Raw genomic sequence first — 24,788 nt, forward strand, 5'->3', positions numbered from 1 at the left:
CGCGCCTGCTGCGCGAGGCGGCGGTGGTCGTCGGCCTGTACGCGGCGTGGCAGTGGGTGGGCGGCGTCGCCGGCCGGACCACCGACGGCGCCGTCGCGCGCGGGCAGGCGATCCTGGATCTCGAGCACACCCTGCACCTGCCGGGCGAGCACACGGTGCAGCAGTGGATCCTGCCGTCCGCGCCGGCGTCCCAGGCCGCCAACCTGTACTACGCCACCGCGCACTTCGGCGCCATGATCGCCCTGCTGGTGTGGTTGTACGCGCGGCACCGCGGGGCATATGGCCGGGTGCGCACCGTCGTGGCCGTGTCGACGGCCGTGTGCCTGGCCGTCTCGCTGATATCCGTCGCCCCGCCGCGCCTGCTGCCGGACGCGGGCTTCGTCGACGTGGCAGCCCGCTACGGACAGTCCGTCTACGCCGCGGCCGGGGCGCTGGCGCCCGACGAGGTCGCCGCGATGCCGTCGGTGCACGTCGCGTGGGCGTGCGTCGTGGCCTGCGCGGTGTGGCGGTACGGCGGCCGGCGGTGGCGGTGGGCCGGCCCCGCGCACCTGGTCCTCACCGTGTTCGTCGTGGTCGCCACGGCCAACCACTACTGGCTCGACGGGGTGGCCGCCATCGCCGTGGTCGCGGCGTCCGCAGCGGCGACGATCGCCGGCTACCGGGCGGCGACGCGCGTGCGCGAGGCGACCGTCAGTCCTGCGCCCAGCCGTAGGTGCGCTCCACCGCCTGGTTCCACCGGGCGTACAGCTCCTCCCGCCGCTGCGCGGGCATCGACGGCTCCCACGTGCGCTCCGCCGACCAGTTCCGCCGGATCTCCTCCGTCCCGGACCAGTACCCCACGGCCAGCCCCGCCGCATACGCGGCCCCCAGCGCCGTCGTCTCGATGACGGCGGGGCGGGTGACCGGGACGCCCAGGATGTCGGCCTGGAACTGCATGAGCAGCTCGTTGACCACCATGCCGCCGTCCACGCGCAGCTCGCCCACCGGCAGCCCCGATTCCATCGCCGCCTCGATCACCTCGCGGCTCTGGAACGCGGTGGCCTCCAGCGCGGCGCGCGCGATGTGCGCCTTGGTGACGTAGCGGGTGAGCCCCACCAGCACCCCGCGGGCGTCGGGGCGCCACCGCGGTGCGAACAGGCCCGAGAATGCGGGCACCAGGTAGGCGCCGCCGTTGTCGTCGACGCTCGCCGCCAGCGCCTCCACCTCCGAGGACGACGAGATGAGGCCCAGGTTGTCGCGCAGCCACTGGATCAGCGAGCCGCTCACCGCCACCGAGCCCTCCAGCGCGTACACCGCCGGCTGGTCGCCCAGGCGGTAGCAGACGGTGGTGAGCAGCCCCTTGTCGCTGTGCACCGGCTCGGTGCCCGTGTTGAGCAGCAGGAAATTGCCGGTGCCGTAGGTGTTCTTGGCGTCGCCCGGCTCCAGGCAGGCCTGGCCGAACATCGCCGCCTGCTGGTCGCCGAGGATCCCCGCCACGGGCACGCCGCCCAGCACGCTGCGGCGGCGGACCCGGCAGTATTCCTCCGACGAGCTGCGGATCTCCGGCAGCATCGCCATGGGGATGCCCATGTCCTCGCAGATCCGCGCGTCCCACTGGAGCGTGGCCAGGTCCATCAGCAGCGTGCGCGAGGCATTGGTGACATCGGTGACATGGATGCCCGGCTCCTGGCCCGGCCCGCCCGGACCGCCGGACAGGTTCCACATCAGCCACGTGTCCATGGTGCCGAAGCACAGCTCGCCTGCCTCGGCCCGCGCGCGCACCCCGTCGACGTTCTCGAGGAGCCAGACCAGCTTGGTGCCGGCGAAGTACGGCGACAGCGGCAGGCCCGTGACGGCGCGGTAGCGGTCGATGCCGCTGCCGTCCGGGGCGCCTGCCGCGAGCCGCTCGCAGATCTCCGCGGTGCGCGTGTCCTGCCAGACGATGGCGTTGTACACCGGCTCGCCGGTGGCGCGGTCCCACACCACGGTGGTCTCGCGCTGGTTGGTGATGCCGATGGCGGCGATGTCCGACGGGGCGATGTCCGAGGACGCGAGCGCCTCGCCCGCCACGGAGCGGGTGTTCACCCAGATCTCCGCGGCGTCGTGCTCCACCCACCCGGGATGCGGGAAGATCTGCCGGTGCTCGCGCTGGGCGACGTCGACGATGCGGCCGTCGTGGTCGAAGATGATGCAGCGGCTGGAGGTGGTGCCCTGGTCGATGGCGGCGATGTATCCGCCGCCGTGCGGGGAGTCTGCGTCGGTCACCGCCTCATTATGCGGACAACACCGCCCGGCGCGGCGTAATCCCGTGGGCCGCGCGCCGCAGGAACTAGCCTGGGGACGCGCCGGTGCGGCGACGGAAGACGAGATGGCGACGAGACGGCACGAGGGAGTCAGGGTGGCGAAGGAACCGGGACACGAGCGGCTCGGGCCCCAGCAGCGCGGCGAGGCGTGGCGGCGGCTGGGCACCGACCAGTTCGATCTCATCGTCATCGGCGGCGGGGTCGTCGGGGCGGGCACCGCTCTCGACGCCGCCACCCGCGGGCTGCGCGTGGCGCTGGTGGAGGCGCGCGACTTCGCCTCGGGCACCTCGTCGAGGTCGTCGAAGATGTTCCATGGCGGGCTGCGGTACCTCGAACAGCTCGAGTTCGGGCTGGTGGCCGAGGCGCTGCACGAGCGGGAGCTGGCCATGTCGCGGCTGGCCCCGCACCTGGTCAAGCCGCTGCAGTTCCTGTTTCCGCTGCAGCACCGGCTGTGGGAGCGGCCCTACATCGCCGCCGGGATCATGCTGTACGACACGATGGGCGGGGCCAAGTCGGTGCCCGCGCAGAAGCACCTGACCCGGGCGGGCGCGCTGCGCATGGCGCCCGGGCTCAAGCGCAGCGCGCTGGTGGGCGGCATCCGCTACTACGACACCGTCGTCGACGACGCCCGCCACACCATGACCGTCGCGCGCACCGCGGCCCATTACGGCACGGTGGTGCGCACCTCGACGCAGGTCGTGGGGTTTCTGCACGAGGCCGACAGGGTCAGCGGCGTGCGCGTACGCGACAGCGAGACCGGCGAGGTCGCCGCGGTGCGCGGGCACGCCGTCGTCAACGCGACGGGCGTGTGGACCGACGAGATCCAATCGCTCTCCGGCGAGCGAGGCCGCTTCCGCGTGCGCGCCTCCAAGGGCGTGCACATCGTGGTCCCGCGCGACCGCATCGTCAGCGAGTCCGCGATCATCCTGCGCACCGAGACGTCCGTGCTGTTCATCATCCCGTGGGGCCGCCACTGGATCATCGGCACCACCGACACCGACTGGAACCTGGATCTGGCGCACCCGGCCGCGACGCACGCGGATATCGACTACCTGCTGCGCCACGTGAACAAGGCGCTGGTCACCCCGCTCACCCCCGACGACATCGAGGGCGTCTACGCGGGACTGCGGCCGCTGCTGGCGGGGGAGAGCGACGAGACCTCCAAGCTCTCGCGTGAGCACGCGGTGGCGCGCGTGGCGCCCGGCCTGGTCGCCATCGCCGGCGGGAAGTACACCACCTACCGCGTGATGGGCGCCGACGCGGTCGACGCGGCGGCGGAAGACGTGCCGGGCCGGGTGGCCGAGTCCGTGACGGACAAGGTGCCGCTGCTCGGCGCCGACGGTTACTTCGCTCTGGTGAACCAGGCGCAGCACGTGGCTGAACGGTACGGGGTGCACCCATACCGGGTCCGCCACCTGCTGGACCGCTATGGATCGCTCATCCACGACGTGCTCGCGCACGCGGAGGGCCGGCCGGAGCTGCTGGGGCCCATCGACGCCGCACCCAACTACCTGCAGGTGGAGGTCGTCTACGCCGCCGACTCCGAGGGCGCCTTGCACGTGGAGGATGTGTTGGCCCGGCGCACGCGTATCTCCATCGAGTACGCGCACCGCGGCGTGGACTGCGCGCGGCAGACGGCCGAGCTCATGGCCGGCGTGCTCGGCTGGAACCAGGCCACCGTGGACCGCGAGGTGGAGAATTACTGTGCACGCGTCGAGGCGGAGGTGCGCTCGCAGGAGCAGCCCGACGACCTGTCCGCGGACGAACTGCGCGCCGCGGCGCCGGAGGCACGTGCTGAGATCCTCGAGCCCGTCGAGTAGCCGGGGCGTGCCGGGGCGGCTCAGGCCGGTTCGGGCAGGCCCATCTCGGAGCGGGTGGCGGCGGGGATGTGCGCCAGGTGCTCGGCGTTCTTTGTGACGAACTTGCGCACGTAGCTGCAGGTGGGAATCACGGACAGGCCGGCGGCTTCGGTGTCCGCCAGCGCGGCGGCGACGACCTTGCCGGCCAGGCCGCGGCCGCCGAACTCGGCGCCGACCTCCGTGTGGTCGAAGTCGCGGGCGCCGTCGGCCGGCACGTAGGCGGCGAAGCCGGCGAGCGCGTCGTCGACGAAGATCTCGAATCGGTTCCGTTGCGCATTGTGGACGATCTGCTCGGTCATCTGCTGCCGCCTTCCGTCGACGCCGGCCCACGCGATGCGGGCGTGCTCACTCACCGTTGTAGCAGCCGCAGGACGAACCCCGGCGCCCAGGCCGTGCGCGGCGCGCCCGCCGGGTTGTAGTGCTGGGGGCCGGAGGCGAACCGGCCGGCCGGCAGGTTGCGGGCCGGGCTCTCCATCAGCGGGGCGTCCGCCGGTACACGCCCGGCGGCCCGGTCGAGGCCGTCGCGGGCGCGCGGATGCTTGCGGTAGCGGGGAGGGACGAGGCGGAACACCGCGCCCACGGCGCGCCCGACGAGCCTGTGCAGCCGCTCGTCGCGCGCCGTCCAGTCGTAGCCCAGCAGGTTCCGCACCTCCGGGTCGTACATCCCCACCGTGAGCCACACGAACCCTCGTGCCAACAGCGGACGCTGCAGCCGCCAGAGGCGATCCGGCAGCCACGGCAGAAACGGCGGGCGGGGGAGTGCGGTGAGGTCGAGCACGTCGCGCGTGGCCTTGTTGTCCTCGAGCACCTCGGCGCACATGTGCTTCCAGTACCGCTGGAAGTCCTCCCAGGTGTCCGGCACCGGCCGCATGCTCACGCCGTACTGGGCATACCACTGCTTGTGCTCGTCGAACAGCCGACGCTTCTCCGCCTCGGAGATGCCGCCGCAGAAGTGCTCTGCGGTGACGATGGTGCCGTAGAAGAACGTGGCGTGTGCCCAATAGAACACGTCCTGGTCCAGGGCGTGATAGCGGCGGCCCTGCGCGTCGACGCCCTTGATGTCGCGGTGGTAGTCGCGCACGTCGAGCCCGGTCCGGTGCGCGCGGTCGCCGTCGAACACCACGCCGCCGATGGGGTAGAGCGACCGGAGCAGCCGCTCCCAGCGCTCATCGAAGAAGTCCGAGTGCTGCTCCACCGCCGCCCCCAGCTTGGGGTGCATGTTCTGCATCGAGCCCGCCCAGGGGCCCTGGAGCAGCCCGCGCCAGTCGCCGAAGTACTTCCACGTCGCCGATCCGGGCCTGAGCGGTGCGGGTGTGGCGGGTGCGGGTGTGGCGGGTGCGGGTGTGGCGGGTGCGGGTGTGGCCGGTGCGGCCTCGCGCGGTTGCGTTCCGGCGTGGGGCGGGGGGACTGTACTCATCCGGGCTCCTCGATTCTGTCCAGGTCGATTGCGTCCGGGCGATTGGCCGCGCGCCCCTTTTGACAACGTATGTTGTCAGGATAGGAATACGATGCGGATCGGTCAAGGGAGGTGGTGCGTGATGGCGCGTGCGCGTGATGCGCGGCCCTCGCTGGAGGAGCGCAGGCGGATGCGGCGCGAGGCGCTGATCGACGCGGGGATCACCCTGCTCGGCGCCACCGAGACGACGCCGCTGACTGTGCGTGCGGCATGTCGCACGGCAGGCCTGACGGAACGCTACTTCTACGAGAGCTTCGATGATCGGGACGGCTTCGTCCGCAGCGTGTACGACGCGCTGGGCGCCCGGGCCAAGGCCGCGTTGGACGACGTGGTGCAGGCGGGTCCCATGGACGGTGCGGCGCGCGCGCGTGCCGCGGTGGAGGCGTTCATCGGGCTGACGGTGGACCGGCCGGTGCTGGGCCGCGCGCTGCTCATCGCGCCGCTCACCGAGCCCGCGCTGAGCAGGGTGGGCGTGGCCCTGGCGCCGGAGTTCGTGACGATGGTGTTCGACGGCCTGTCGGCGGTGGAGGACGTCGCGGAGCGGCACATGCGGTCCACCGGCCTCGTCGGCGCGTTCACGGCCCTGTTCATCGGATACCTCGACGGCACCCTCGCCGTCGACCGCGAACGGCTCGTCGAGCACTGCGTGGGGCTCCTCGTCGACTCCGGGATCCGCAACCCGCGCGGCTCGGTCAGCGCATAGCAGGGATGCGCACACGACTGCGGGCCGGGCGCGACTTCGATCGTCGCACCCGGCCCGCAGTCGTGGACTGTGGTCCTGGGGCCGTGCGGCCCCGGGGCCCTACTTGATCTCGGCCAGCACGGTGCCCTGGTTGATGGCGGCGCCCGGCTCGACGGCCAGGCCGGTGACGACGCCGTCCTTGTGCGCGGTCACCGGGTTCTCCATCTTCATCGCCTCGAGCACCACGATGAGGTCACCGGCGGCGACCTCCTGGCCCTCCTCGACGGCGATCTTGACGACGGTGCCCTGCATGGGGGCGGTGATCGCGTCACCGGACACCGCCGCATTGCCGGCGGCGCCGCGCTTGCGGGGCTTGACCTTGCGGCGCACGGCGGTGGCGGTGCCGCCGCCGTTGCCTCCCAGGTTCAGCTCGCCCGGCAGCGACACCTCGAGGCGCCGGCCGCCGACCTCGACCACGACGTTCTGCCGCTCGGCGTCGTCCTCGGGGGCCTCACCGGGGGCGTTGAACGGCTCGATGGTGTTGTCCCACTCGGTCTCGATCCACTTGGTGTAGATGTCGAAGCCGTTCTCGTCGCCGACGAATGCCGGGTGCTCGACGACCGCACGGTCGAAGGGGATCACGGTGGCCAGCCCCTCGACCTTGAACTCGGCCAGGGCGCGGCGGGCGCGCGCGAGCGCCTGCGGACGGTCCTCGCCGGTGACGATGAGCTTGGCCAGCATCGAGTCGAACTGGCCGCCGATGACGCTGCCGCTCTCCACGCCGGAGTCCATGCGCACGCCGGGGCCGGTCGGCGGCTCGAACAGGGTGACGGGGCCGGGGGCGGGCAGGAAGCCGCGGCCCACGTCCTCACCGTTGATGCGGAACTCGAACGAGTGCCCGCGCGGGGTGGGATCCTCCTTGATGGAGATCTCCTCGCCGTTGGCGATGCGGAACTGCTCGAGCACCAGGTCGATGCCGGAGGTCTCCTCGGTGACGGGGTGCTCCACCTGCAGGCGGGTGTTGACCTCGAGGAAGCTGATCGTGTCGCCCTGCACCATGTACTCCACCGTGCCGGCGCCGTAGTAGCCGGCCTCGCGGCAGATCCGCTTGGCGGACTCGTGGATGCGGCTGCGCTGCTCGTCGGTGAGGAACGGGGCGGGCGCCTCCTCGACGAGCTTCTGGAAGCGGCGCTGCAGCGAGCAGTCGCGGGTGCCCACGACCACGACGTTGCCGTGCGTGTCGGCGATCACCTGGGCCTCGACGTGACGGGCCTTGTCCAGGTACTGCTCGACGAAGCACTCGCCACGGCCGAAGGCGGCGACGGCCTCGCGGGTGGCCGACTCGAACAGCTCGGGGATCTCCTCGACGGTGCGCGCCACCTTCATGCCGCGTCCGCCGCCGCCGAACGCGGCCTTGATGGCCACGGGGACGCCGTGCTGCTCGGCGAAGGCGACGACCTCGTCCGCGCCGGCCACCGGGTCCTTGGTGCCCGCGGCCATGGGGGCGTTCGCGCGCTCGGCGATGTGCCGGGCGGTGACCTTGTCGCCCAGGTCGCGGATGGACTGCGGCGACGGGCCGATCCAGATCAGGCCCGCATCCAGGACGGCCTGGGCGAAGTCGGCGTTCTCCGACAGGAAGCCGTAGCCGGGGTGGATGGCGTCGGCGCCGGAGTCGGCCGCCGCCTTGAGGAGCTTGGCGAAGTCGAGGTACGAATCGGCAGAGGTCTGACCACCCAGGGCGAAGGCCTCGTCGGCGAGGCGGACGTGGGGTGCGTTGGCGTCGGGTTCTGCGTAGACGGCCACGCTGGCGAGACCCGCGTCGGCTGCCGCTCGTATCACTCGCACCGCGATCTCGCCACGATTGGCGACGAGGACCTTGGTGATCTTTTCACTGGAGTGATTCGGCACAGGGCCTCCCGGGTGTGTCTTCGTGGAATTTCGTGCCCCTCGCGGGGGTGATTCTGGTAATGGAGTCTAAGCAGCGAGGTGGTGCGACGTCAGCCGCTGGTCCCGCTGCGGCTGCATCGCGACACTGCGCGACCGCGTCACACTCTATGCGCCCGTGTGACTGCGGCGTCAGGCGGACTCCCGGATATTGCGCTTGACGCGCGAGAGCATGGCGGACAGGCCGCGCAGCCGCAGCGGGCTGACCACCTTCTCCAGGCCCAACGTGGAGTAGAAATCGTCGGGCACCGCCAGGATGTCTTCGGCGCTGCTGCCGTCGAGTCCCTCGTACAGGATCCCCGCGAAACCGCGGGTGGTCGGGGCCTCCGGGGGAGCGCTGAAGTACAGGCGCACTGACTGCTTGTTCGCGGCGTCGACGCGCAGGAACAGCGGCGACTGGCACTCGGGCACCGGTTCCATCGCCGCCTCCTCGAGTTCGGCCGGGAGCGGGGGGAGCTCCTGGCTGAACTCGAGGAGAAGGGTGACCTTGTCCTGCCCCTGGAGGTCCTCGAAATCGTCGATGATCTCCGCGAGCGCGGCGGGAATGCTCATGACCGCGACGGTACCGCCCCGGGCTCCTCGCCCGCCGCGATGGGCACGCGCACCGTGTTGCCCCACTCGGTCCACGAGCCGTCGTAGTTGCGGATGTTCGGCAGGCCCAGCAGGTGGGTGAGCACGAACCAGGTGTGACTGGAACGCTCGCCGATCCGGCAGTAGGCGATGATCTCGCCGTCGTCGACCTGGCGGGCGTCCTTGACGCCGGCATAGATCTCTTCGAGCTCCTCGCGGGAGCGGAAGCGGCCGTCCGGGGCGGCCGCCTTGGCCCAGGGGATCGAGACGGCGCTGGGAATGTGGCCGCCGCGGAGCACGCCCTCCTGCGGGTAGTCGGGCATGTGGGTGCGCTGGCCGGTGTACTCCTCGGGGGAGCGGACGTCCACGAGCGGCCCGGAGCCGAGGAAGTCCAGGACATAGCCCTGGTACGCGCGGATCTGCGAGTCGTCGCGCTCGACCACCGGGTACTCCGTGCGGGGCAGCTGCGGCACGTCGAAGGTCATCTCGCGGTTCTCGGCCAGCCAGGCGTCGCGGCCGCCGTCGAGCAGGCGCACATCTTCGTGCCCGAACAGCGTGAACACCCACAGCGCGTAGGCGGCCCACCAGTTGGACTTGTCGCCGTAGACGACGATGGTGTCGTCGCGCTTGATGCCCTTGCTGCTCATGAGCTCGGCGAAGGCGGCTCCGTCGAGGTAGTCGCGGGTCACCTGGTCGTTGAGGTCCAGGTGCCAGTCCACCTTGACGGCGCCGGGGATGTGGCCGACGTCGTAGAGCAGCACGTCCTCGTCCGACTCGACCACGACGAGGCCCGGCGTGCCGATGTTCGCGGAGAGCCACTCGGTGGACACGAGGCGTTCCGGGTGTGCGTAGGCGGCGAAGGTCGGATTCTGCTCGACGGGGACTGGCACGGTGCGCTCCTGTTGTCTCGACAGTGGCGGTCTGGGATGTCGCGGCATGCGGCCGGGTCGGTGCCGGTCGGGCGTGGCCGGCCTGGCATGGCCGGTCCGGCAGGGCCGATTAGGCAAGGTCGCCGTGACGTAAATCAGCCTAGTCCCCCTGGCGGCCGGTGAGACACGGCGCGGGGCCGGATGGCGGTGTGGACCCTGTCACTCGCGCGGGCCGTGCTCGGCGTGCGTCCCGTCGCGGGAGTCTTCGCGGGCCGGTCCGCGCCGCCGCGACTGCAGCACCCCGAAGCCCGCCCACGACGCCGCCACGAGGAGTGCCGCCGCGATCTCCGCGACCCCCGCCGCGCCGCGCGGGTAGACGACGCCGGTGATGTAGTACGCGATGAATCCGTCACCGGGCAGGGGTGCCATACCGCCGTGGTCGCGTGCCCAGCGTTCGATGAGGGTCAGCGGGCACTCGAGGTAGGGGATGACGGTGATGCACACGGCCCATGCGGCGGCCATCAGGTGCAGCCAGATCGTGCGCGGATGGCGCCAGGCGATGAACCCGCCGCACAGGAGATACCCGATGAACGCGAAGTGCAACGCGGCCGAGAAAACCACCAGCGCCAAGTACACGTGCTCACCCCCGAGTGCCGATGCGGCGCTTCTCTATGGCATGAGATTAACCGCCGAATCGGCTGGACGTGCGGGAATCGGGGAACCGCGCGGCCGCACGCCGCCGATCGCGCGTACCGGTCACTCCCCGCCGGCGGTCGCCGCGGGATCGAGCATCGTCAGCAGCAGCGTCGCATCGGTGACGGCGCGCACTTCGTGCAGCAGCCGGGCGGACAGGTGTGCGATGTCGCCGGGGTGCAGGTCCACGGTGCGGCCGTCGGCGGTGAACGCGATGTGCCCGTCGATGGACTGCACGAGGATGGGGAACGCGGCTTTGTGCTCGGCGAGGATCTGGCCGGCGGCGAACCGGAACACGATCACGCGGGCACCGTCGGCGACCATGATCCTTTTGACGCCCGGTCGCGTGGCACGCGGCTCCGCCGCGTCGATCAGGCCGTGATGGTCGGCCATGGTGAGGATCCTGGGGGCGGTGCCGGACCCTGCCGCCTTCTCGTCGGACGTCTGCGCCTCATCATCGGGCGTCGCGGCATTCTCCTCGGACATGGTCACCTCTCAGTGCGGCGGTCGGCCCCGATCTTCGCATGCCGCTGCCGTCCGCGCCGCCGGTCAGTCGGCGTTGCCCGCCCACACCCGGGCGACGTCGAGGCCCACGTCACGCAACAGCGTGCGGACCAGCGGCAATCCGATGCCGATGACGCTGGACGGGTCGCCTTCGATTCCATCGACGAACCAGCCGCCGAGGCCGTCGAGCGTGAAGGCGCCGGCGACTTCGAGCGGCTCGCGGGAGGCCAGATACGCCTCGAGTTCCGCCGGGGAGGGAGTGCCGAACCGCACGGTGGTCGAGCAGACGCCCTCCGCCTCGGCGACGATGCTTCCGCCCGCGATACGCAGCACGGCGTGCCCGGTGAGCAGGTCGCCGCTGCGCCCGGCCATCGTGGCCCAGCGTTCGCGAGCGGTCGCCACGGTGTGCGGCTTGCCCTGCAGTCGGCCGCCGATGTGCAGCATGGAATCGCAGCCGACGACCACCGCGTCGGCCGGGGCGTCGGCGCCGCGCGGCTGTGCGAGGAGGCCGTGGGCCACGTCGACGGCCTTGGCGCGGGCGAGCGCCGTCACGACCTCGTGAGGTCCTGTGCCCGGCGACAGTTCCGCGGCGACAGCGTCCTCGTCGACGGACGAGACGCGCACCGACGGCTCCACCCCCGCGGCGCGCAGCACGGACAGCCGCGCGGGCGACGCCGAGGCGAGGACGAACCGGACGGGCGCGACGGCACCGCCCGGGCCGGGGTCACCCGGGCGGGCGGCGACGGGGGTGGCCATGCTCAGCGGCCGCCGAATCTCCCGGACTGGTACGCGCGCGGTGAGAACATGCGTGGCATGCCGTCGAGGGCGTCGTCGTGGTCGCCCCACAGATCGCGCGGGCCCGCATCGCCGGATCCGGCGTCGTCGCCGGAGGCCCCGGCGACGACCGCGACCAGCGCCGCGAGCTCTTCGGGCGACGGGTTGCCCTTGACGACCCGGAGCAACACCGGCGCGGTATCGCCGGTGTCGCCGCCCGCTGCGGCCGCGGCCTCGTCGATCACGCTCTGCGCTTCGGTACTCACGGTCTTCGTATCCACCATCGCTTCGGAATCCACCACCGCTCCGGCCTTCGCCACCGTTCCGATACTCACAGCGGAATGTTCCCATGCTTCTTGGGCGGCAGGCTGACCGACTTGCGTTCGAGCAGCCGCAGCGACTTGGCGATGTAGGCGCGGGTGTGCGACGGCGGGATGACCGCGTCCAGGTATCCGCGCTCGGCCGCGACGTACGGGTTGACCAGAGTGTCCTCGTACTCCTGCTGGAGGTCCAGGCGCACCGCGTCGACGTCCTTGCCTTCGGCCTCGGCGGCCTTGAGCTCCTTGCGGTAGACGAAGCCGACCGCGCCGGACGCGCCCATGACGGCGATCTGGGCCGTCGGCCAGGCGATGTTGACGTCGGCGCCCATGTGCTTGGACCCCATCACGTCATAGGCGCCGCCGTAGGCCTTGCGGGTGATGACCGTGATCTTGCCGACGGTCGCCTCGCCGTAGGCGAACAGCAGCTTGGCGCCGCGCCGGATGATGCCGCCGTACTCCTGCTCGGTGCCCGGCAGGAAGCCGGGGACGTCCACGAGGGTGACGATGGGGATGTTGAAGGCGTCGCACGTGCGCACGAAGCGGGCGGCCTTCTCGGAGGCGTCGATGTCGAGCGTGCCGGCGAACTGGGTGGGCTGGTTGGCGACGATGCCGACGGAGCGGCCGTCGATACGTGCGAAGCCCACGACGATGTTGGTGGCGCGACCGGCCTGGACTTCGAGGAACTCCTCGTCGTCGACCAGTCGCTCGATGACCCCGTGCATGTCGTAGGGCTGGTTGGGCGAGTCGGGGATGATCGTGTCGAGCTCGAGGTCGGTGGCCGTGACCGACTCCTCGATGGAGGTCTCGACGGGGTTGGGGGCCGGGTAGCGTGGCGGCTCGGAGCGGTTGTTGTTGGGCAGGTAGCCCACCAGCTCCTTGACGTACTCCAGCGCGTCCTGCTCGTCGGGTGCCACGTAGTGCGCCACGCCCGAGGTGCCCATGTGGGTGTTCGCGCCGCCGAGCTCGTCCATGGTGACGTCTTCGCCGGTGACGGTCTTGATGACGTCGGGGCCGGTGACGAACATCTGGCTGGTCTTGTCGACCATGACGATGAAGTCGGTGAGCGCCGGCGAGTACACGTGCCCGCCCGCGTTGGGCCCCATGATCAGCGAGATCTGGGGGATGACGCCGGAGGCCTGCACGTTGCGGTAGAAGATCTCCCCGTACAGGCCCAGGGAGACGACGCCCTCCTGGATGCGGGCGCCGGCGCCCTCGTTGATACCGATCAGCGGACGACCCGTCTTGAGTGCCAGGTCCATCACCTTGACGATCTTCTCGCCGTAGACCTCGCCGAGGCTGCCGCCGAAAACGGTGACGTCCTGGCTGAAGATGCACACCTCGCGGCCGTCGATGGTGCCGTAGCCGGTGACGACGCCGTCGCCGGTGGGGCGGTTGGCGTCCAGGCCGAAGTTCGTCGACCGGTGCCGGGCCAGCGCGTCGATCTCCACGAACGAACCGTCGTCGAGCAGTTCCTGGATGCGTTCGCGGGCGGTGAGTTTGCCTTTCGCGTGCTGCTTCTCGATGGCGGCCGCGCCGACCGGCTGCTGAGCTTCCGCGAGCCGGTTGCGCAGGTCCGCGAGCTTGCCCGCGGTCGTGTGGATGTCGATGGCGGCCGGGTCCTGTGGGGCCGCGGCGCCCGTCGTCGAATCTGTCGCACTGGTCATGTTCTGCATGGTAGCGATGCGCGCCACACGTCATCGTCCCGAGGTCCGGCTACCGGCCGGTACCGGGTGTGCGGCTGCGCACAGTGGCGCACACGGCGCGGTGCAGGAGAGTCGCCACGCGGAATAGTGTGGGGTCCATGTACGGGGATCTGGGTCGGCCGCCGCTGGACGAACGCGGCCTGCGCCGCAGCCTGACCGGCGCGGCGGACGCGCCGTGGTCGGGGCTCGAGGTGGTCGCGCAGACGGGGTCGACCAATGAGGACCTGCTCGGGCGCATCGCGCGGGACCGGCGCCCCGAATCGCTGGACCGGACGGTGCTGCTGGCCGAACAGCAGGTGGCCGGCCGCGGGCGGCGCAGCCGGTCGTTCGAGTGCGCGCCGCAGTCGCAGGTGCTCATGTCGTCGGTGCTGCGCCTGCCGGGCGTGCCGCCGGACCGGCTGGGCTGGCTGCCGCTGCTCACCGGCGTCGCCGTGGTGGACGCGCTCCGCGAGGTCGCGGAGGTCGACGCGCTGCTCAAATGGCCCAACGACGTCCTCGTCGACGGACGGAAAGTGGCCGGAATCCTCGCCGAGGTTTCGGCGCCCGCCGCGCGGCCGGGGGCACCGTACGTCCCGATGATCGTCGTCGGGGTGGGGCTCAACGTCTCGCAGTCGGCTGACGAGCTTCCGGTGCCTACCGCAACGTCGCTGGCGGTGGAGGGCGCCGCCTGCCTGGACCGCAACACGCTGGTGCGGGCGATGCTGCGGAACCTGGCTTCGAGAACCCATCGATGGCAGGGGATGCGCGGCGAATCCCCGGAACTCACCGCCGACTACCTGCGCTATTGCAGCACAGTGGGCCGCGAGGTGCGGGCGCTGCTGCCCGGCGGCGACGCGCACGTGGGCCGTGCGACCGGCATCGACGAGCGAGGATGCCTGCTCATCGACGCAGGGCCGGGCGGGCCCGTGGCGGTGGCGGCGGGGGACGTCGAGCACGTGCGCCCGGCCGCCGCGCCGGGCGCGGGCTGACCGGGACGGCGATGGCCTACCCTGCGAACGCCCTGGAACCGGGCGAGATCGTGCTGTGGCACCGTAACCCGCACTGGAAGTCCGTCCTCCCTGCGGCCTTGCTGCTGCCGGTTCTGACGGGCGCCGCGGGCATCTGCGGCGGGCTGATCGAGCGGCATGCGGGATCCGGTCTCACAGCGGTGCTGTACGGGCTGCTCGCGGCGGCGTGGTGCGGTGCCGTGTGGTGGCGGTGCGTGCTGCCGTGGCTGCGGTGGCGGTCGACGCACTTCGTCGTCACGGATCGTCGCGTGATGGTCCGCCAGGGTGTGTTCTCGCGCTCCGGGTTCGAGCTGGAACTGGACCGCGTCAGCGACGTCCGTTTCCGCCGGTCGTTTTCGGAGCGGCTGCTGGGGGCCGGGACCCTGGTGCTGCGGTCGTCGTCCGCGGAGCCGCTGGAATTCGCCGGCATGCCCGGGGCGCGGCGCGTGCAGCGGCTCATCCGCGAAGAGGCCGGCTGGAACTGACCCGACGGGCCGAAGCCCGCCGCCGCGCGGGCGGGGCGAGCGGCGGCTCAGCCGTCAGCCGCGCGGCGTCAGCCGCGGTTCGGGGAGATCCGGCGGGCCGGATCCCGGGCGTTTGGACACGTCGACCTCGGTAGTCTCGTCCTCGTGCGGGAACACCCAACGCCGCATGGCCCAGAACCGGAAGGCCATCTGCAGCAGGTTGCCGATGACGTACGCGCTGACGAAGTCCGCAATGTTCTCGACCGTCAGCGAATAGCGCTCGGCGTTCAGGTGCAGCCCGTAGCGGGATGCCCACAGCGGGAGGAAGCTCAGCACCACGCCGATGCCGCTGACGACGAAGAACAACACCGCTTCGGAGCTGATGTGCCGGCCGCCGCGGGAGCGGAACGACCATTGCCGGTTGAGGTAGTACGACAGGAGCATGGCCAGCACGCCGGAGACGACTTTGGCGGTGAGCGGCTTGGGTTCGAGGATCGTGAGCTTGAGGCAGTAGAAGATGGCCAGGTCGACGACGAAGGTGGTGCCGCCGACGATGGCGAACTTGATGAACTCGGCGTGGCGCAGCGCAAGATCCCGGAAGGGCTGCGGGATCATCCCCATCACGGTGTCGACATAGGCCACGATGCCACAGTCTAGATTCCGTACGGCCCGGCGTGTGCGCTGCGGCGCAGGCCGGGCGCCGAGTGTGTGCGGGATCTCGCCCGCAGGACCCCTCTATTGCGGCGCGGAACCGTCGATGAGCGCGGCCGCGTCGGACGCATCGTGGTAGCTTCCGGGGAAGGTAGCCCCGTGCCCGATGGCTTCGCCCATCGGTTCGTCGAGTGCGCGGGGTGTTCACGATGACTTCCGAAACGGCTGATCACACCATCGCCGTGTTCGTTTCAGGGTGGGTTTTCGATGACGGCGCATTTGCGCCGCCCGATCGCGGAGACATCCTCGATGTCGAATTGACCTTCGAACCCGCTGGGCAGACACCTTCACCCTGTGAGCGAGCCGTGCAGGCCACCGCGCGGCCGATGTTCGGGCACGCCCCTGCCGGTCGGCTGCGCTGGCCCCACGAAGTGATCGGTGACGGGTGGTCTGCCGAATGGTGGTCCGAGCGGCCTATGGCCGGACGAGTCGAACTCACCGGAACGCTCGTCGTCGGTATCGGCTGGACGTCGTCAAACAACGCGGCACGGGTGCGCGGTCGGGTCCGTCGGGTCCGGCTGGTCGAGCAGCGCTGCGAGCACGTCGAACGAGGGATACGTGCCGTGGACGGCGCCGAGCGGCTGACCGAGGTCGAGTCCACCCCGCACCGCTTCTGGTCGGACCCGGTTGTCGACGAAGACGGTTACCGGGCGACGGGCGTGCTGGTCGATCTGGACGTCCACGACGTGCCGACGGCGAAGCTGGAGTTCGTCGCCGGCGCAGTCTCCGTCGACGGTCCCGACGTGTGGGTGATGGACCGGTCGGATCCGGTACTTCTGCACGTCGACACGAGGTCGACGCCGCCGCGGGTGGTCGAGTACCTGTTGCCGCTGACCATCGAGCCGCCGGTGGACCAGTGGACCCGCAGGGTGCACGCCGACCGCGACGGGTGTTGGATCACCTCCCGCTACGAGGTGTTCCGGTGCGATCACGACGACGACGGGACGTTGACCGTGGAGCGCGTGTGCACGGAGGGTGGCAATACCGTCCTCGTCGACGGGCGCCTGTTCCTGGTCGGCCACATGCGCCCTGTTTTGGGCGATGACCCCCGCTACGGCGCCGTGCACATCGAGGGCGACGCCCACCGGCTGCGGGTGCTCGACGCGGAGCGGCATTTCGTCCCCGTCGAGGATCCGGCCACCATCGCCGAGGTCACGGCGCAGCGACATCGAGCCGACTCGGCGCGCGGCGTCGACGGCACGGAGTGGAAGGTCACGGGCATGCTCACCGCGCAGTCCCCGGACGGCACGCGACGGCGCATCGACCTCGATGCGCGTACTCGTGGCGCCGTGCGCTGGTTTCGGCCGGACCCGCTGGCCGACCCGGCGAACGCGGACATCGTCGCGAGGATCTCGTTTCCGCCGGTGCGCACCGGACCGGAGAACCCTGCGGCGCGGCGATCTCCGGAGCGCTGAGCTGCGTGCACAGATGTCCGGGGCGCGTCGGCGCACGAGCCGCTTCCGTGACACCATGGACAGCCGTGACCGACGAATCGTTTTCCGCCCCCGCCGACGACGACAGTGCCGCGCGCGGTGACGCGCGCATCCGCGGCGGCGCGCGGGAATCCGCCCCTCCCGGCCGCGGCGAGGCGGCCGCGGCGGCGGGCGTGATGCCGCTGGTGGCGATGATCGGCGGCGGGCAGCTGGCGCGGATGACGCAGCAGGCGGCCATCGCGATGGGACAGAACCTGCGGGTGCTCGCGGGCGCGCCGGACGAGTCCGCGGCGCAGGTGTCCGCGGACGTCGTCCTCGGCAGCCACACGGACCTCGAGGCGCTGCGCCGCGCCGCGGACGGTGCGTCCGTGCTCACCTTCGACCACGAGCACGTGCCGCCGGAACATCTGCATGCGCTGGTCGCCGAGGGGGTGACGGTGCTGCCACCACCGGAGGCGCTCGTGCATGCCCAGGACAAGCTGCTGATGCGCAGCCGGCTGCGCGAACTCGGCGCCCCGGTGCCGGACTTCGCGCCGGTGGAGGACACCGCGGACGTGGCCGGGTTCGCCCAGCGTCATTCGTGGCCGGTGGTGGTCAAAGCGACCCGCGGCGGATACGACGGCAAGGGCGTGTGGGTTCTGCATTCTGAGGACGAGGCGGCCGAGGTGGTGGCCGCGCAGCGCGCCGCGGGGACGGTGCTCATGGTCGAGGAGGCCGTGCCGTGGCGCCGCGAGCTGTCCGCGATGGTGGCGCGGTCGCCGTTCGGCCAGGGCGCGGCGTGGCCCGTCGTCGAGACGGTGCAGCGCGACGGTGTGCTCGCCCTCGCGCTGGCTCCGGCGCCCGGCATCTCCGCCGATCTGGCTTCCCGCGCGCAGCAGCTGGCTCTGCGCCTGGCCGACGAACTGGGCGTGGTCGGGTCGATGGCCGTCGAACTCTTCGAGTTCGACGGGCCGGACGGCACCCCGCAGATCCAGGTCAACGAGCTGGCCATGCGCCCGCACAACTCGGGTCACTGGACGCAGGACGGCGCCGTCACCTCCCAGTTCGAACAGCACCTGCGCGCGGTGCTCGACTACCCGCTCGGCGACCCGTCGCCCAGGGCGCCGCTCACGGTGACGGCGAACGTCCTCGGCGCCGCGCAGGCGCCGGAAATGTCGATGGACGAGCGGATGCACCATCTGTTCGCGCGGATGCCCGAGGCGAAGGTGCACCTGTACGGCAAGGGGGAGCGTCCGGGCCGCAAGCTGGGGCACATCAACATCACCGGCGCCTTCCCCGGATCGCCCGACGACACGGCCTACGCGGCGGACGTGCGTGAAAGGGCGGAGCGCGCGGCACACTGGATGTCGCACGCGGAATGGACCGACGGATGGGATGGGCACGCGGATGACTGACCAGCAGCCGGAGCAGACCCCAGGTGCGCCGGGGGCGGGCGCCGCGCGCGTCGGGTTGATCATGGGCAGCGATTCCGACTGGCCGACGATGGAGGCCGCCGCGCTGGCGCTGGCGGAGTTCGACGTGCCGTTCGAGGTCGGCGTCGTCTCGGCGCACCGCACACCGCAGAAGATGCTCGACTATGCACGCAGCGCCCACGGCCGGGGGGTGCGCGTGATCATCGCGGGCGCCGGCGGTGCCGCGCACCTGCCGGGCATGGTGGCCTCGGCCACGCCGCTGCCGGTGATCGGCGTGCCGGTCCCGCTCAAGCATCTCGACGGGATGGATTCGCTGCTGTCGATCGTGCAGATGCCGGCGGGCGTGCCGGTGGCGACGGTGTCCATCGGCGGCGCGCGCAACGCGGGCCTGCTCGCGGTCCGCATGCTCGCGGCGTCCGACGCCGCACTGCGCGAGCGGATGGTGGAGTTCCAGGCGGGGCTCGAGCGCATGGTGGCGGACAAGGACGCCGCGCTGCGCGCGAAGCTGATGGGGTGAATCCCGTGCCGACCGGCGAGCGCGAGACGCAGGGCCCGGCGCGGTTGCGGGTGATGGATGCCGCGATCCGCCTCTTCGCCGAGTCCGGGTTCGAATCCACAACCGTCGACGAGATCGCCGCGGCCGCAGGGATCTCGCGGCGCACGTTCTTCCGCCAGTTCCATTCCAAGGAGGACGTGGTCTTCGCCGACCACCGCGCGCTGCTCGCGCAGGCGGCGGAGTTCCTCGAGCAGGCGCGGTGCGATCCGGGTGCGGATCCGTGGGAGTCGGTGTGCGACGCGGCGGAACTGGTCTTCCGTCGGTTCGAGGAGAACCGGGCGCTGTCGGTGCGGCGTTATCGCGTGGTCAACGCCGTCGAGGCGCTGCGCGAGCGGGAGATCGTCACGGTGCACAGCTACGAGCGGCTGTTCACCGACCACCTGGGCGCGGTGGCCCCGTCCGCGTCTCCACTGGTGATCGTCCCGTTCGCGGCGGCGGTGACCGCGGGCCACAACTATCTGCTGCGCGAGATGCTGCGGGGCAACCCGGAGGCCACTCTGCCTCGGCTGCGTTCCGAGCTGGAGCTGATCCGCACCCGGATGCGCGGAGATGCGCCCCGCTGCGACGGCGCCGGGGACGACCGTGCGCCCGCCGCCCGCCGGGTGGTCGTCGTCGTCGCCGACCAGGCCTCGGCCGACGACGAGATCGCCGACGCGGTGCGCTCCGGGCTGGCGCGCGCCGCCGCCGGTTCCGCCGACGCCGCCGTCGATTCCGACACCGACGTTGGCACTTAGTGCCATCTGGCGAGGCGGCCGCCCTCTCCACCGGGCGCGAGGGCTTGACGTGCGGGCGGATGGCGGGAGTAGCATCACAGCGACGGATGTCTAGGCGCTGTGGGCGTTGACGACGAGGATGCGGGCGTCCGTGAGGAGCGGTGAATGGCACTGAGTGTCAAGTACTGATTGCCAGGCACTGAGTGTCAGCGGGCGTGCGCGCGTCATGCCGAGCGGACGTCGCCGCTGCCCATGGGACCTACGAGGAGGACCACCGATGGCCGGAAACCCGGATTTCGACCTGTTCAAGCTGGGCGATGAGCACGAGGAGCTGCGCGCGGCGATCCGCTCGCTGTCCGAGAAGGAGATCGCCCCGCACGCCAAGGCCGTGGACGAGGAGTCCCGGTTCCCGCAGGAGGCACTCGACGCCCTCGTCGCGTCCGGCTTCAACGCCGTGCACGTGCCGGAGGAGTACGACGGCCAGGGCGCCGACTCGGTGGCCACCTGCATCGTCATCGAGGAGGTGGCGCGGGTGTGCGGCTCGTCGTCGCTGATCCCCGCGGTGAACAAGCTGGGCACGATGGGGCTCATCCTCAACGGCTCCGACGAGCTCAAGAAGCAGGTCCTGCCGCAGCTGGCCTCGGGCGAGGCCATGGCCTCCTACGCGCTGTCCGAGCGCGAGGCCGGCTCGGACGCCGCCTCGATGCGCACCCGCGCCAAGGCCGACGGCGACGAGTGGGTCCTCAACGGATCGAAGTGCTGGATCACCAACGGCGGCAAGTCCGCCTGGTACACCGTCATGGCGGTGACCGACCCGGACAAGCGCGCCAACGGGATCTCCGCGTTCATGGTGCACAAGGACGACCCGGGCTTCTCCGTCACCGGCTACGAGCACAAGCTGGGCATCAAGGGCAGCCCCACCGCGGAGCTGGCCTTCGAGAACTGCCGCATCCCCGGCGATCGGATCATCGGCGCGCCCGGCACCGGATTCAAGACGGCGCTGGAGACGCTGGACCACACGCGGCCCACGATCGGCGCGCAGGCGGTGGGCCTGGCCCAGGGCGCGCTGGACGCCGCCATCGACTACACCAAGGACCGCAAGCAGTTCGGCAAGTCGATCAGCGAGTTCCAGGGCGTGCAGTTCATGCTGGCGGACATGGCCATGAAGCTCGAGGCCGCCCGCCTGATGGTCTACACCTCGGCGGCGCGGGCCGAGCGCGGCGAGAAGAACCTGGGTTTCATCTCGTCCGCCGCCAAGTGCTTCGCCTCCGATGTGGCCATGGAGGTGACCACGGACGCGGTGCAGCTGTTCGGCGGCGCCGGGTACACGACCGACTTCCCGGTGGAGCGTATGATGCGCGACGCGAAGATCACCCAGATCTACGAGGGCACCAACCAGGTCCAGCGCATGGTCATGTCGCGGGCGCTGCTGAAGTGAACGGGCCGGCGATCGCGCCGGTCACGGATCCCGACACGAAAGCGAGATTATGAAGCAAGTAGGAGTGGTCGGCGGCGGCACCATGGGCGCCGGAATCGCCGAGGTCTGCGCCAAGGCGGGCACCGCGGTCACCGTGCTGGAGACCAAGCAGGAGTTCGCCGACGCGGCCCGCGCCCGCATCGAGAAGTCGATCGCGCGCGGGGTCAAGGCCGGCAAGTTGGAGCAGGCCGACGCCGACGCGGCGCTCGCGCGCGTCACCGTCACGCTGGAGATGGCCGACCTCGCCGACGCCGACCTGGTGATCGAGGCGGCGCCGGAGATCGAGTCGCTCAAGGCCGAGATCTTCGGCAAGCTCGACCAGATCGTCAAGGCCGACGCGATCCTCGCCACCAACACCTCGTCGATCCCGGTGATCAAGGTCGCCAACGCCACCACCCGGCCGGAGAAGGTCGTCGGCGTGCACTTCTTCAACCCGGTCCCGGTGATGCCGCTGGTGGAGGTCATCTCGACGCTGTCGACCTCCCCGGAGACCGCCGCCGCGGTCACCGAGTTCGCCTCCAGCACGCTGGGCAAGACGGCGGTGCAGGCGGGGGACCGTTCCGGCTTCATCGTCAACGCGCTGCTCATCCCGTATCTGCTCTCGGCGGTGCGGATGTACGAGTCGGGCTACGCCACCAAGGAGGACATCGACGCGGGCATGAAGGGCGGCTGCGGCCACCCGATGGGCCCGCTGACGCTGTGCGACACGGTGGGCCTCGACGTGGCGCTGGCCGCGGCGGAGTCGATGTACGCCGAGTTCGGCGAGCCGCACATGTGCCCCCCGCCGCTGCTGCGCCGCATGGTGGATGCGGGACACCTGGGCCGCAAGACGGGCAAGGGGTTCTACGACTACAACTGAGTCTTCCGGGCTGGCGGCGCGCACGCGCGTGCCGCGGCCGTGAGCGACAGTGGGCGGACGCCCCGGCCAGGAGAGATCCCCGCCGGGGCGTCCGCCTGTTCCCAGGCCCCCGCGGTGTCCGCGGACTAGGGTGCGGTGGAAGATGCAGGCGCCGGCGGGACGGAGGGGAGCGGGTGGGGCGTTCGTGGTGGGGCTGGGGCGACGACGACGCCGCGGTGACGGGGGCGGAGGCCGCCGCACTGGAGCAACGGGTGGCTTCCCTGCTCCCGGGCGTCGATCTCACCGCGCACCGGCCGCCGGACGTCCGTGATGTGCCGCTGCCAGCGCCGCGGGTGTCCGCGCCCGGGTCGTTGCGCGCACTCGTGTCCGACGGCCACGACGACCGTGCGGCGCACGCCCGGGGCAAGGCGTTCCGCGATGTGGTGCGCAACCTGCACGGCACGGTCGGCCACGTGCCGGACCTGGTGGCGCGGCCGCGTACCGAACAGGACGTGTGCGATGTGCTCGATTGGTGCACCGGCGCGGGCATCGCCGTCGTCCCCTACGGCGGCGGCTCGTCCGTGGTGGGCGGGGTGGAGCCGCGCTTCGACGGCCCGGCGGTGAGCCTCGATACGACGGCGATGGGCCGGGTCCTGGAGGTGGACGCCGCCAGCAGGGCCGCGCGCGTCCAGGCGGGGATCCTGGGCCCGGCGCTCGAAGACGCGGTGCGCCCCTCGGGCCTGACCCTGCGCCACTTCCCCCAGTCTTTCGAGTTCTCCACGCTCGGCGGCTGGCTGGCCACCCGTGCGGGCGGTCATTACGCGACGGTGCTCACCCGCATCGACGACCTCGCCGAATCGCTGCGGGTGGTGACCCCCGTGGGGACGTCCGCATCTCTGCGCGTGCCGGGGTCCGGCGCCGGACCGTCGCCGGACGCGCTGTTCCTGGGCTCCGAGGGGACGCTCGGCGTCATCACAGAGGCGTGGATGCGACTGCAGGACCGTCCCCGGTTCACCGCGTCGGCCGCGGTGCACTTCGGTGAATACGCCCGCGGCATCGCGGCTACCAGGGCGTTGGCGCAGTCCGGGCTGGCCCCGTCGAACTGTCGGTTGCTCGACCCGGTGGAGGCGATGCTCAACGCCGGGACGGCATCGCAGGGGGGTGTGCTGGTGCTCGGCTTCGAATCCGCCGACCATCCGGTGGACGCCGCCATGGACCGTGCGGCCGAGCTGTGCGCAGACCACGGCGGAAAGGTCCGCGACCGGCGCAGCGACGACCGCGCCGGCGGACGCGGGGCGGAGGGGGCCGAGGACGCCGGAGGCCCCGCGCGGCGATGGCGCTCGTCGTTCCTGCGCATGCCGTATCAGCGGGACGCCCTGGCGGCACGGTCGATGATCGTCGAGACCTTCGAGACGGCATGCACCTGGGACCGTTTCGACGCGCTGCGCCACGCGGTCACCGCGGCGGCGCAGGACGCGATGGCGCAGGAGGGGGCGCCGGGCGTGGTCTCGTGCAGGTTCACCCACGTGTACCCGGACGGGCCAGCGCCGTACTTCGGCGTCTACGCGGCCGGGCGGTGGGGCGCGACCGTGGCGCAGTGGGACGGGATCAAGGCCGCGGTGAGCGGGGCCATCGCCCGCGAGGGCGGCACCATCACCCACCACCATGCGGTGGGCAGGGACCACCGCCCCTGGTATGACGGGCAGCGCCCGGACGTGTTCGCGGGCGCGTTCCGCGCGGCGAAGTCGGCGCTCGACCCCGGCGGCGTGCTCAACCCGGGCGTCCTCGTGGACTCCGCCCCGCGGCCGGTGCCCGCGGACAGGCGGACGGCGGACGGCGGGAGCCCAGGCAGCGGGGCGCCGCGGTAGTAGCCTCGGCGCATGGGATTCGTGCAGGAAGAACGACGGGCCATAGTCGACACGATGCAGCAGGTGGGGCCGGACGCGCCCACGCTGTGCGCGGGGTGGACGGTACGGGACCTGCTCGCGCACCTGGTGCTGCGGGAGAGCCGGCCCGACGCCGCGCCCGGCATCCTCCTTCCACCGCTCGCCGGGTACACCGCGCGGGTGCAGGAGTCGGTGGCGCGCAGGAACTTCGGCGAATTGCTGGATGCGGTGCGCAGCGGCCCGCCCTGGTATTCGCCGCTGCGCTACCTCGACGAGAAGGCGAATCTGGTCGAGTACATCGTGCACCACGAGGACGTGCGGCGAGCGCACGAGGGGTGGGAGCCGCGCGAGCTGCCGGCCCCGGTCCGCGGCGCGTTGTGGAAAGCGGCGACGATGCTGGGACGGCGCGCGTACTCGTCGGCGCCGGTTCCCGTCACGCTGGAGGCGCCGGGCCGGTCCGGTGTCCGCGTGCACGGAGGCGGCGGCGCGGGGGTCACCCTGCGCGGGGAGCCGGAGGAACTGCTGTTGCACGCCTTCGGCCGCGACGCCGTCCGTATCGACGCGGACGGGCCGGCCGAGTCTGCGCGTGCGGTGCGGGAGATGAAGCGCACGATCCCCTGAGTCGTCGGCCTCTGAACCGCGGTCCCTCCGGCCTT

The 24,788-nt window shown here is 71.4% G+C and carries 24 protein-coding genes and 1 pseudogene; 13 read left to right on the top strand and 12 right to left on the bottom strand.

Translation table 11 applies throughout. The features are described from left to right. Positions 1-56: 56 nt before the first annotated feature. A pseudogene (locus H4F70_RS20355) lies at positions 57-629 on the top strand (phosphatase PAP2 family protein); the annotation flags it as partial. Positions 630-690: 61 nt separating this feature from the next. Here H4F70_RS20355 and glpK read toward each other — a convergent pair. Further along, a complete protein-coding gene (glpK, locus tag H4F70_RS05360; protein WP_235681350.1) occupies positions 691-2,244 on the bottom strand; it encodes a glycerol kinase GlpK in 1,554 nt (517 codons plus the stop codon). 133 nt (positions 2,245-2,377) lie between these two features. Here glpK and H4F70_RS05365 point away from each other — a divergent pair, with 133 nt between their 5' ends. Beyond that, the gene (locus tag H4F70_RS05365) at positions 2,378-4,102 is read left to right on the top strand and encodes a glycerol-3-phosphate dehydrogenase/oxidase (protein ID WP_182359286.1); all 1,725 of its coding nucleotides are present in this window, start codon (positions 2,378-2,380) and stop codon (positions 4,100-4,102) included. 20 nt (positions 4,103-4,122) lie between these two features. On the opposite strand, the gene H4F70_RS05370 is transcribed toward H4F70_RS05365, so the two are convergent. Together H4F70_RS05370 and H4F70_RS05375 are read right to left on the bottom strand one after the other, a co-directional pair. Continuing rightward, complete coding sequence (locus H4F70_RS05370; protein ID WP_235681351.1) at positions 4,123-4,494, bottom strand: GNAT family N-acetyltransferase; 372 nt, start codon at positions 4,492-4,494, stop codon at positions 4,123-4,125. Beyond that, complete coding sequence (locus tag H4F70_RS05375) at positions 4,491-5,558, bottom strand: oxygenase MpaB family protein (protein ID WP_182359287.1); 1,068 nt, start codon at positions 5,556-5,558, stop codon at positions 4,491-4,493. Before H4F70_RS05375 ends, H4F70_RS05370 begins: the two co-directional genes overlap by 4 nt. Before the next feature lie 121 nt (positions 5,559-5,679). Here H4F70_RS05375 and H4F70_RS05380 point away from each other — a divergent pair, with 121 nt between their 5' ends. Beyond that, complete coding sequence (locus tag H4F70_RS05380; RefSeq protein WP_182359288.1) at positions 5,680-6,300, top strand: TetR/AcrR family transcriptional regulator; 621 nt, start codon at positions 5,680-5,682, stop codon at positions 6,298-6,300. 99 nt (positions 6,301-6,399) lie between these two features. Here the strand turns inward: H4F70_RS05380 and H4F70_RS05385 are convergent, their stop codons facing one another. The 8 genes from H4F70_RS05385 to H4F70_RS05420 form a co-directional block, all read right to left on the bottom strand. Beyond that, a complete protein-coding gene (locus tag H4F70_RS05385) occupies positions 6,400-8,187 on the bottom strand; it encodes an acetyl/propionyl/methylcrotonyl-CoA carboxylase subunit alpha (protein ID WP_182359289.1) in 1,788 nt (595 codons plus the stop codon). A gap of 168 nt (positions 8,188-8,355) precedes the next feature. Further along, positions 8,356-8,775 carry a SufE family protein gene (locus H4F70_RS05390; RefSeq protein WP_182346074.1) on the bottom strand — a complete coding sequence of 140 codons (420 nt, stop codon included), beginning with the start codon at positions 8,773-8,775 and terminating at the stop codon, positions 8,356-8,358. After that, positions 8,772-9,731 (bottom strand): sulfurtransferase, encoded by a 960-nt coding sequence (locus H4F70_RS05395; RefSeq protein ID WP_276520728.1) that lies wholly within the window; start codon positions 9,729-9,731, stop codon positions 8,772-8,774. Before H4F70_RS05395 ends, H4F70_RS05390 begins: the two co-directional genes overlap by 4 nt. A 150-nt stretch (positions 9,732-9,881) precedes the next feature. After that, entirely contained in the window at positions 9,882-10,298 is a 417-nt protein-coding gene (locus H4F70_RS05400) for a DUF2784 domain-containing protein (RefSeq protein ID WP_182359291.1), read from the bottom strand. Between the two features lie 120 nt (positions 10,299-10,418). Then, positions 10,419-10,841 (bottom strand): cupin domain-containing protein, encoded by a 423-nt coding sequence (locus H4F70_RS05405; RefSeq protein ID WP_235681352.1) that lies wholly within the window; start codon positions 10,839-10,841, stop codon positions 10,419-10,421. Between the two features lie 63 nt (positions 10,842-10,904). Next, entirely contained in the window at positions 10,905-11,615 is a 711-nt protein-coding gene (locus H4F70_RS05410) for a Maf family protein (protein WP_182359292.1), read from the bottom strand. A gap of 2 nt (positions 11,616-11,617) precedes the next feature. Next, positions 11,618-11,968, bottom strand: coding sequence for an acyl-CoA carboxylase epsilon subunit (locus H4F70_RS05415; RefSeq protein ID WP_235681353.1), 351 nt, complete (start codon positions 11,966-11,968; stop codon positions 11,618-11,620). Beyond that, entirely contained in the window at positions 11,965-13,617 is a 1,653-nt protein-coding gene (locus H4F70_RS05420; RefSeq protein ID WP_182359293.1) for an acyl-CoA carboxylase subunit beta, read from the bottom strand. The genes H4F70_RS05415 and H4F70_RS05420 overlap by 4 nt, the downstream gene beginning before the upstream one ends. 137 nt (positions 13,618-13,754) lie before the next feature. On the opposite strand from H4F70_RS05420, the gene H4F70_RS05425 reads away from it, so the two are divergent. Continuing rightward, on the top strand, positions 13,755-14,624 hold the full coding sequence (locus tag H4F70_RS05425; RefSeq protein WP_182346069.1) for a biotin--[acetyl-CoA-carboxylase] ligase: 870 nt from the start codon (positions 13,755-13,757) through the stop codon (positions 14,622-14,624). Between the two features lie 11 nt (positions 14,625-14,635). Further along, positions 14,636-15,127: a PH domain-containing protein gene (locus tag H4F70_RS05430; RefSeq protein ID WP_182359294.1), complete on the top strand. Its 492-nt coding sequence runs from the start codon at positions 14,636-14,638 to the stop codon at positions 15,125-15,127. A 54-nt stretch (positions 15,128-15,181) separates the two neighbouring features. Here H4F70_RS05430 and H4F70_RS05435 read toward each other — a convergent pair whose 3' ends face one another. After that, positions 15,182-15,727 (bottom strand): GtrA family protein, encoded by a 546-nt coding sequence (locus H4F70_RS05435; protein ID WP_276520745.1) that lies wholly within the window; start codon positions 15,725-15,727, stop codon positions 15,182-15,184. Between the two features lie 506 nt (positions 15,728-16,233). Here H4F70_RS05435 and H4F70_RS05440 point away from each other — a divergent pair. The 8 genes from H4F70_RS05440 to H4F70_RS05475 all read left to right on the top strand — a co-directional run bounded on the left by H4F70_RS05440 (position 16,234) and on the right by H4F70_RS05475 (position 24,753). After that, positions 16,234-17,232: a hypothetical protein gene (locus tag H4F70_RS05440; RefSeq protein ID WP_182359296.1), complete on the top strand. Its 999-nt coding sequence runs from the start codon at positions 16,234-16,236 to the stop codon at positions 17,230-17,232. Between the two features lie 128 nt (positions 17,233-17,360). Beyond that, positions 17,361-18,644: a 5-(carboxyamino)imidazole ribonucleotide synthase gene (locus tag H4F70_RS05445; protein WP_268968385.1), complete on the top strand. Its 1,284-nt coding sequence runs from the start codon at positions 17,361-17,363 to the stop codon at positions 18,642-18,644. Beyond that, the gene (gene purE / locus H4F70_RS05450) at positions 18,637-19,179 is read left to right on the top strand and encodes a 5-(carboxyamino)imidazole ribonucleotide mutase (protein ID WP_182346064.1); all 543 of its coding nucleotides are present in this window, start codon (positions 18,637-18,639) and stop codon (positions 19,177-19,179) included. Before H4F70_RS05445 ends, purE begins: the two co-directional genes overlap by 8 nt. Then, the gene (locus H4F70_RS05455; protein WP_372497560.1) at positions 19,176-19,952 is read left to right on the top strand and encodes a TetR family transcriptional regulator; all 777 of its coding nucleotides are present in this window, start codon (positions 19,176-19,178) and stop codon (positions 19,950-19,952) included. The genes purE and H4F70_RS05455 overlap by 4 nt, the downstream gene beginning before the upstream one ends. Positions 19,953-20,208: 256 nt before the next feature. Then, positions 20,209-21,369 carry an acyl-CoA dehydrogenase gene (locus H4F70_RS05460; RefSeq protein WP_182359298.1) on the top strand — a complete coding sequence of 387 codons (1,161 nt, stop codon included), beginning with the start codon at positions 20,209-20,211 and terminating at the stop codon, positions 21,367-21,369. 49 nt (positions 21,370-21,418) lie between these two features. Continuing rightward, positions 21,419-22,267, top strand: a complete 849-nt coding sequence (locus tag H4F70_RS05465) for a 3-hydroxybutyryl-CoA dehydrogenase (protein ID WP_182359299.1) — start codon at positions 21,419-21,421, stop codon at positions 22,265-22,267. 173 nt (positions 22,268-22,440) lie between these two features. Next, entirely contained in the window at positions 22,441-24,114 is a 1,674-nt protein-coding gene (locus tag H4F70_RS05470) for an FAD-binding oxidoreductase (RefSeq protein WP_182359300.1), read from the top strand. 12 nt (positions 24,115-24,126) lie between these two features. After that, positions 24,127-24,753: a TIGR03085 family metal-binding protein gene (locus tag H4F70_RS05475; protein WP_182359301.1), complete on the top strand. Its 627-nt coding sequence runs from the start codon at positions 24,127-24,129 to the stop codon at positions 24,751-24,753. Positions 24,754-24,788 lie beyond the last annotated feature (35 nt).

Origin of the sequence: Tomitella gaofuii, from assembly GCF_014126825.1 — a bacterium.
Taxonomy (GTDB): Bacteria; Actinomycetota; Actinomycetes; order Mycobacteriales; family Mycobacteriaceae; genus Tomitella; species Tomitella gaofuii.

Excerpts from the sequence above, each read along its gene's own strand:
- H4F70_RS05425 (WP_182346069.1), top strand. The coding sequence starts at position 13,755 with ATGTACGGGGATCTGGGTCGGCCGCCGCTGGACGAACGCGGCCTGCGC.
- purE (WP_182346064.1), top strand. The coding sequence starts at position 18,637 with ATGACTGACCAGCAGCCGGAGCAGACCCCAGGTGCGCCGGGGGCGGGC.
- H4F70_RS05460 (WP_182359298.1), top strand. The coding sequence starts at position 20,209 with ATGGCCGGAAACCCGGATTTCGACCTGTTCAAGCTGGGCGATGAGCAC.
- H4F70_RS05380 (WP_182359288.1), top strand. The coding sequence starts at position 5,680 with ATGGCGCGTGCGCGTGATGCGCGGCCCTCGCTGGAGGAGCGCAGGCGG.
- H4F70_RS05475 (WP_182359301.1), top strand. The coding sequence starts at position 24,127 with ATGGGATTCGTGCAGGAAGAACGACGGGCCATAGTCGACACGATGCAG.
- H4F70_RS05430 (WP_182359294.1), top strand. The coding sequence starts at position 14,636 with ATGGCCTACCCTGCGAACGCCCTGGAACCGGGCGAGATCGTGCTGTGG.
- H4F70_RS05395 (WP_276520728.1), bottom strand. The coding sequence starts at position 9,731 with ATGCCGCGACATCCCAGACCGCCACTGTCGAGACAACAGGAGCGCACC.
- H4F70_RS05435 (WP_276520745.1), bottom strand. The coding sequence starts at position 15,727 with ATGGGGATGATCCCGCAGCCCTTCCGGGATCTTGCGCTGCGCCACGCC.
- H4F70_RS05420 (WP_182359293.1), bottom strand. The coding sequence starts at position 13,617 with ATGACCAGTGCGACAGATTCGACGACGGGCGCCGCGGCCCCACAGGAC.
- H4F70_RS05440 (WP_182359296.1), top strand. The coding sequence starts at position 16,234 with ATGGCCGGACGAGTCGAACTCACCGGAACGCTCGTCGTCGGTATCGGC.
- H4F70_RS05410 (WP_182359292.1), bottom strand. The coding sequence starts at position 11,615 with ATGGCCACCCCCGTCGCCGCCCGCCCGGGTGACCCCGGCCCGGGCGGT.
- H4F70_RS05390 (WP_182346074.1), bottom strand. The coding sequence starts at position 8,775 with ATGAGCATTCCCGCCGCGCTCGCGGAGATCATCGACGATTTCGAGGAC.
- H4F70_RS05465 (WP_182359299.1), top strand. The coding sequence starts at position 21,419 with ATGAAGCAAGTAGGAGTGGTCGGCGGCGGCACCATGGGCGCCGGAATC.
- H4F70_RS05375 (WP_182359287.1), bottom strand. The coding sequence starts at position 5,558 with ATGAGTACAGTCCCCCCGCCCCACGCCGGAACGCAACCGCGCGAGGCC.
- H4F70_RS05405 (WP_235681352.1), bottom strand. The coding sequence starts at position 10,841 with ATGTCCGAGGAGAATGCCGCGACGCCCGATGATGAGGCGCAGACGTCC.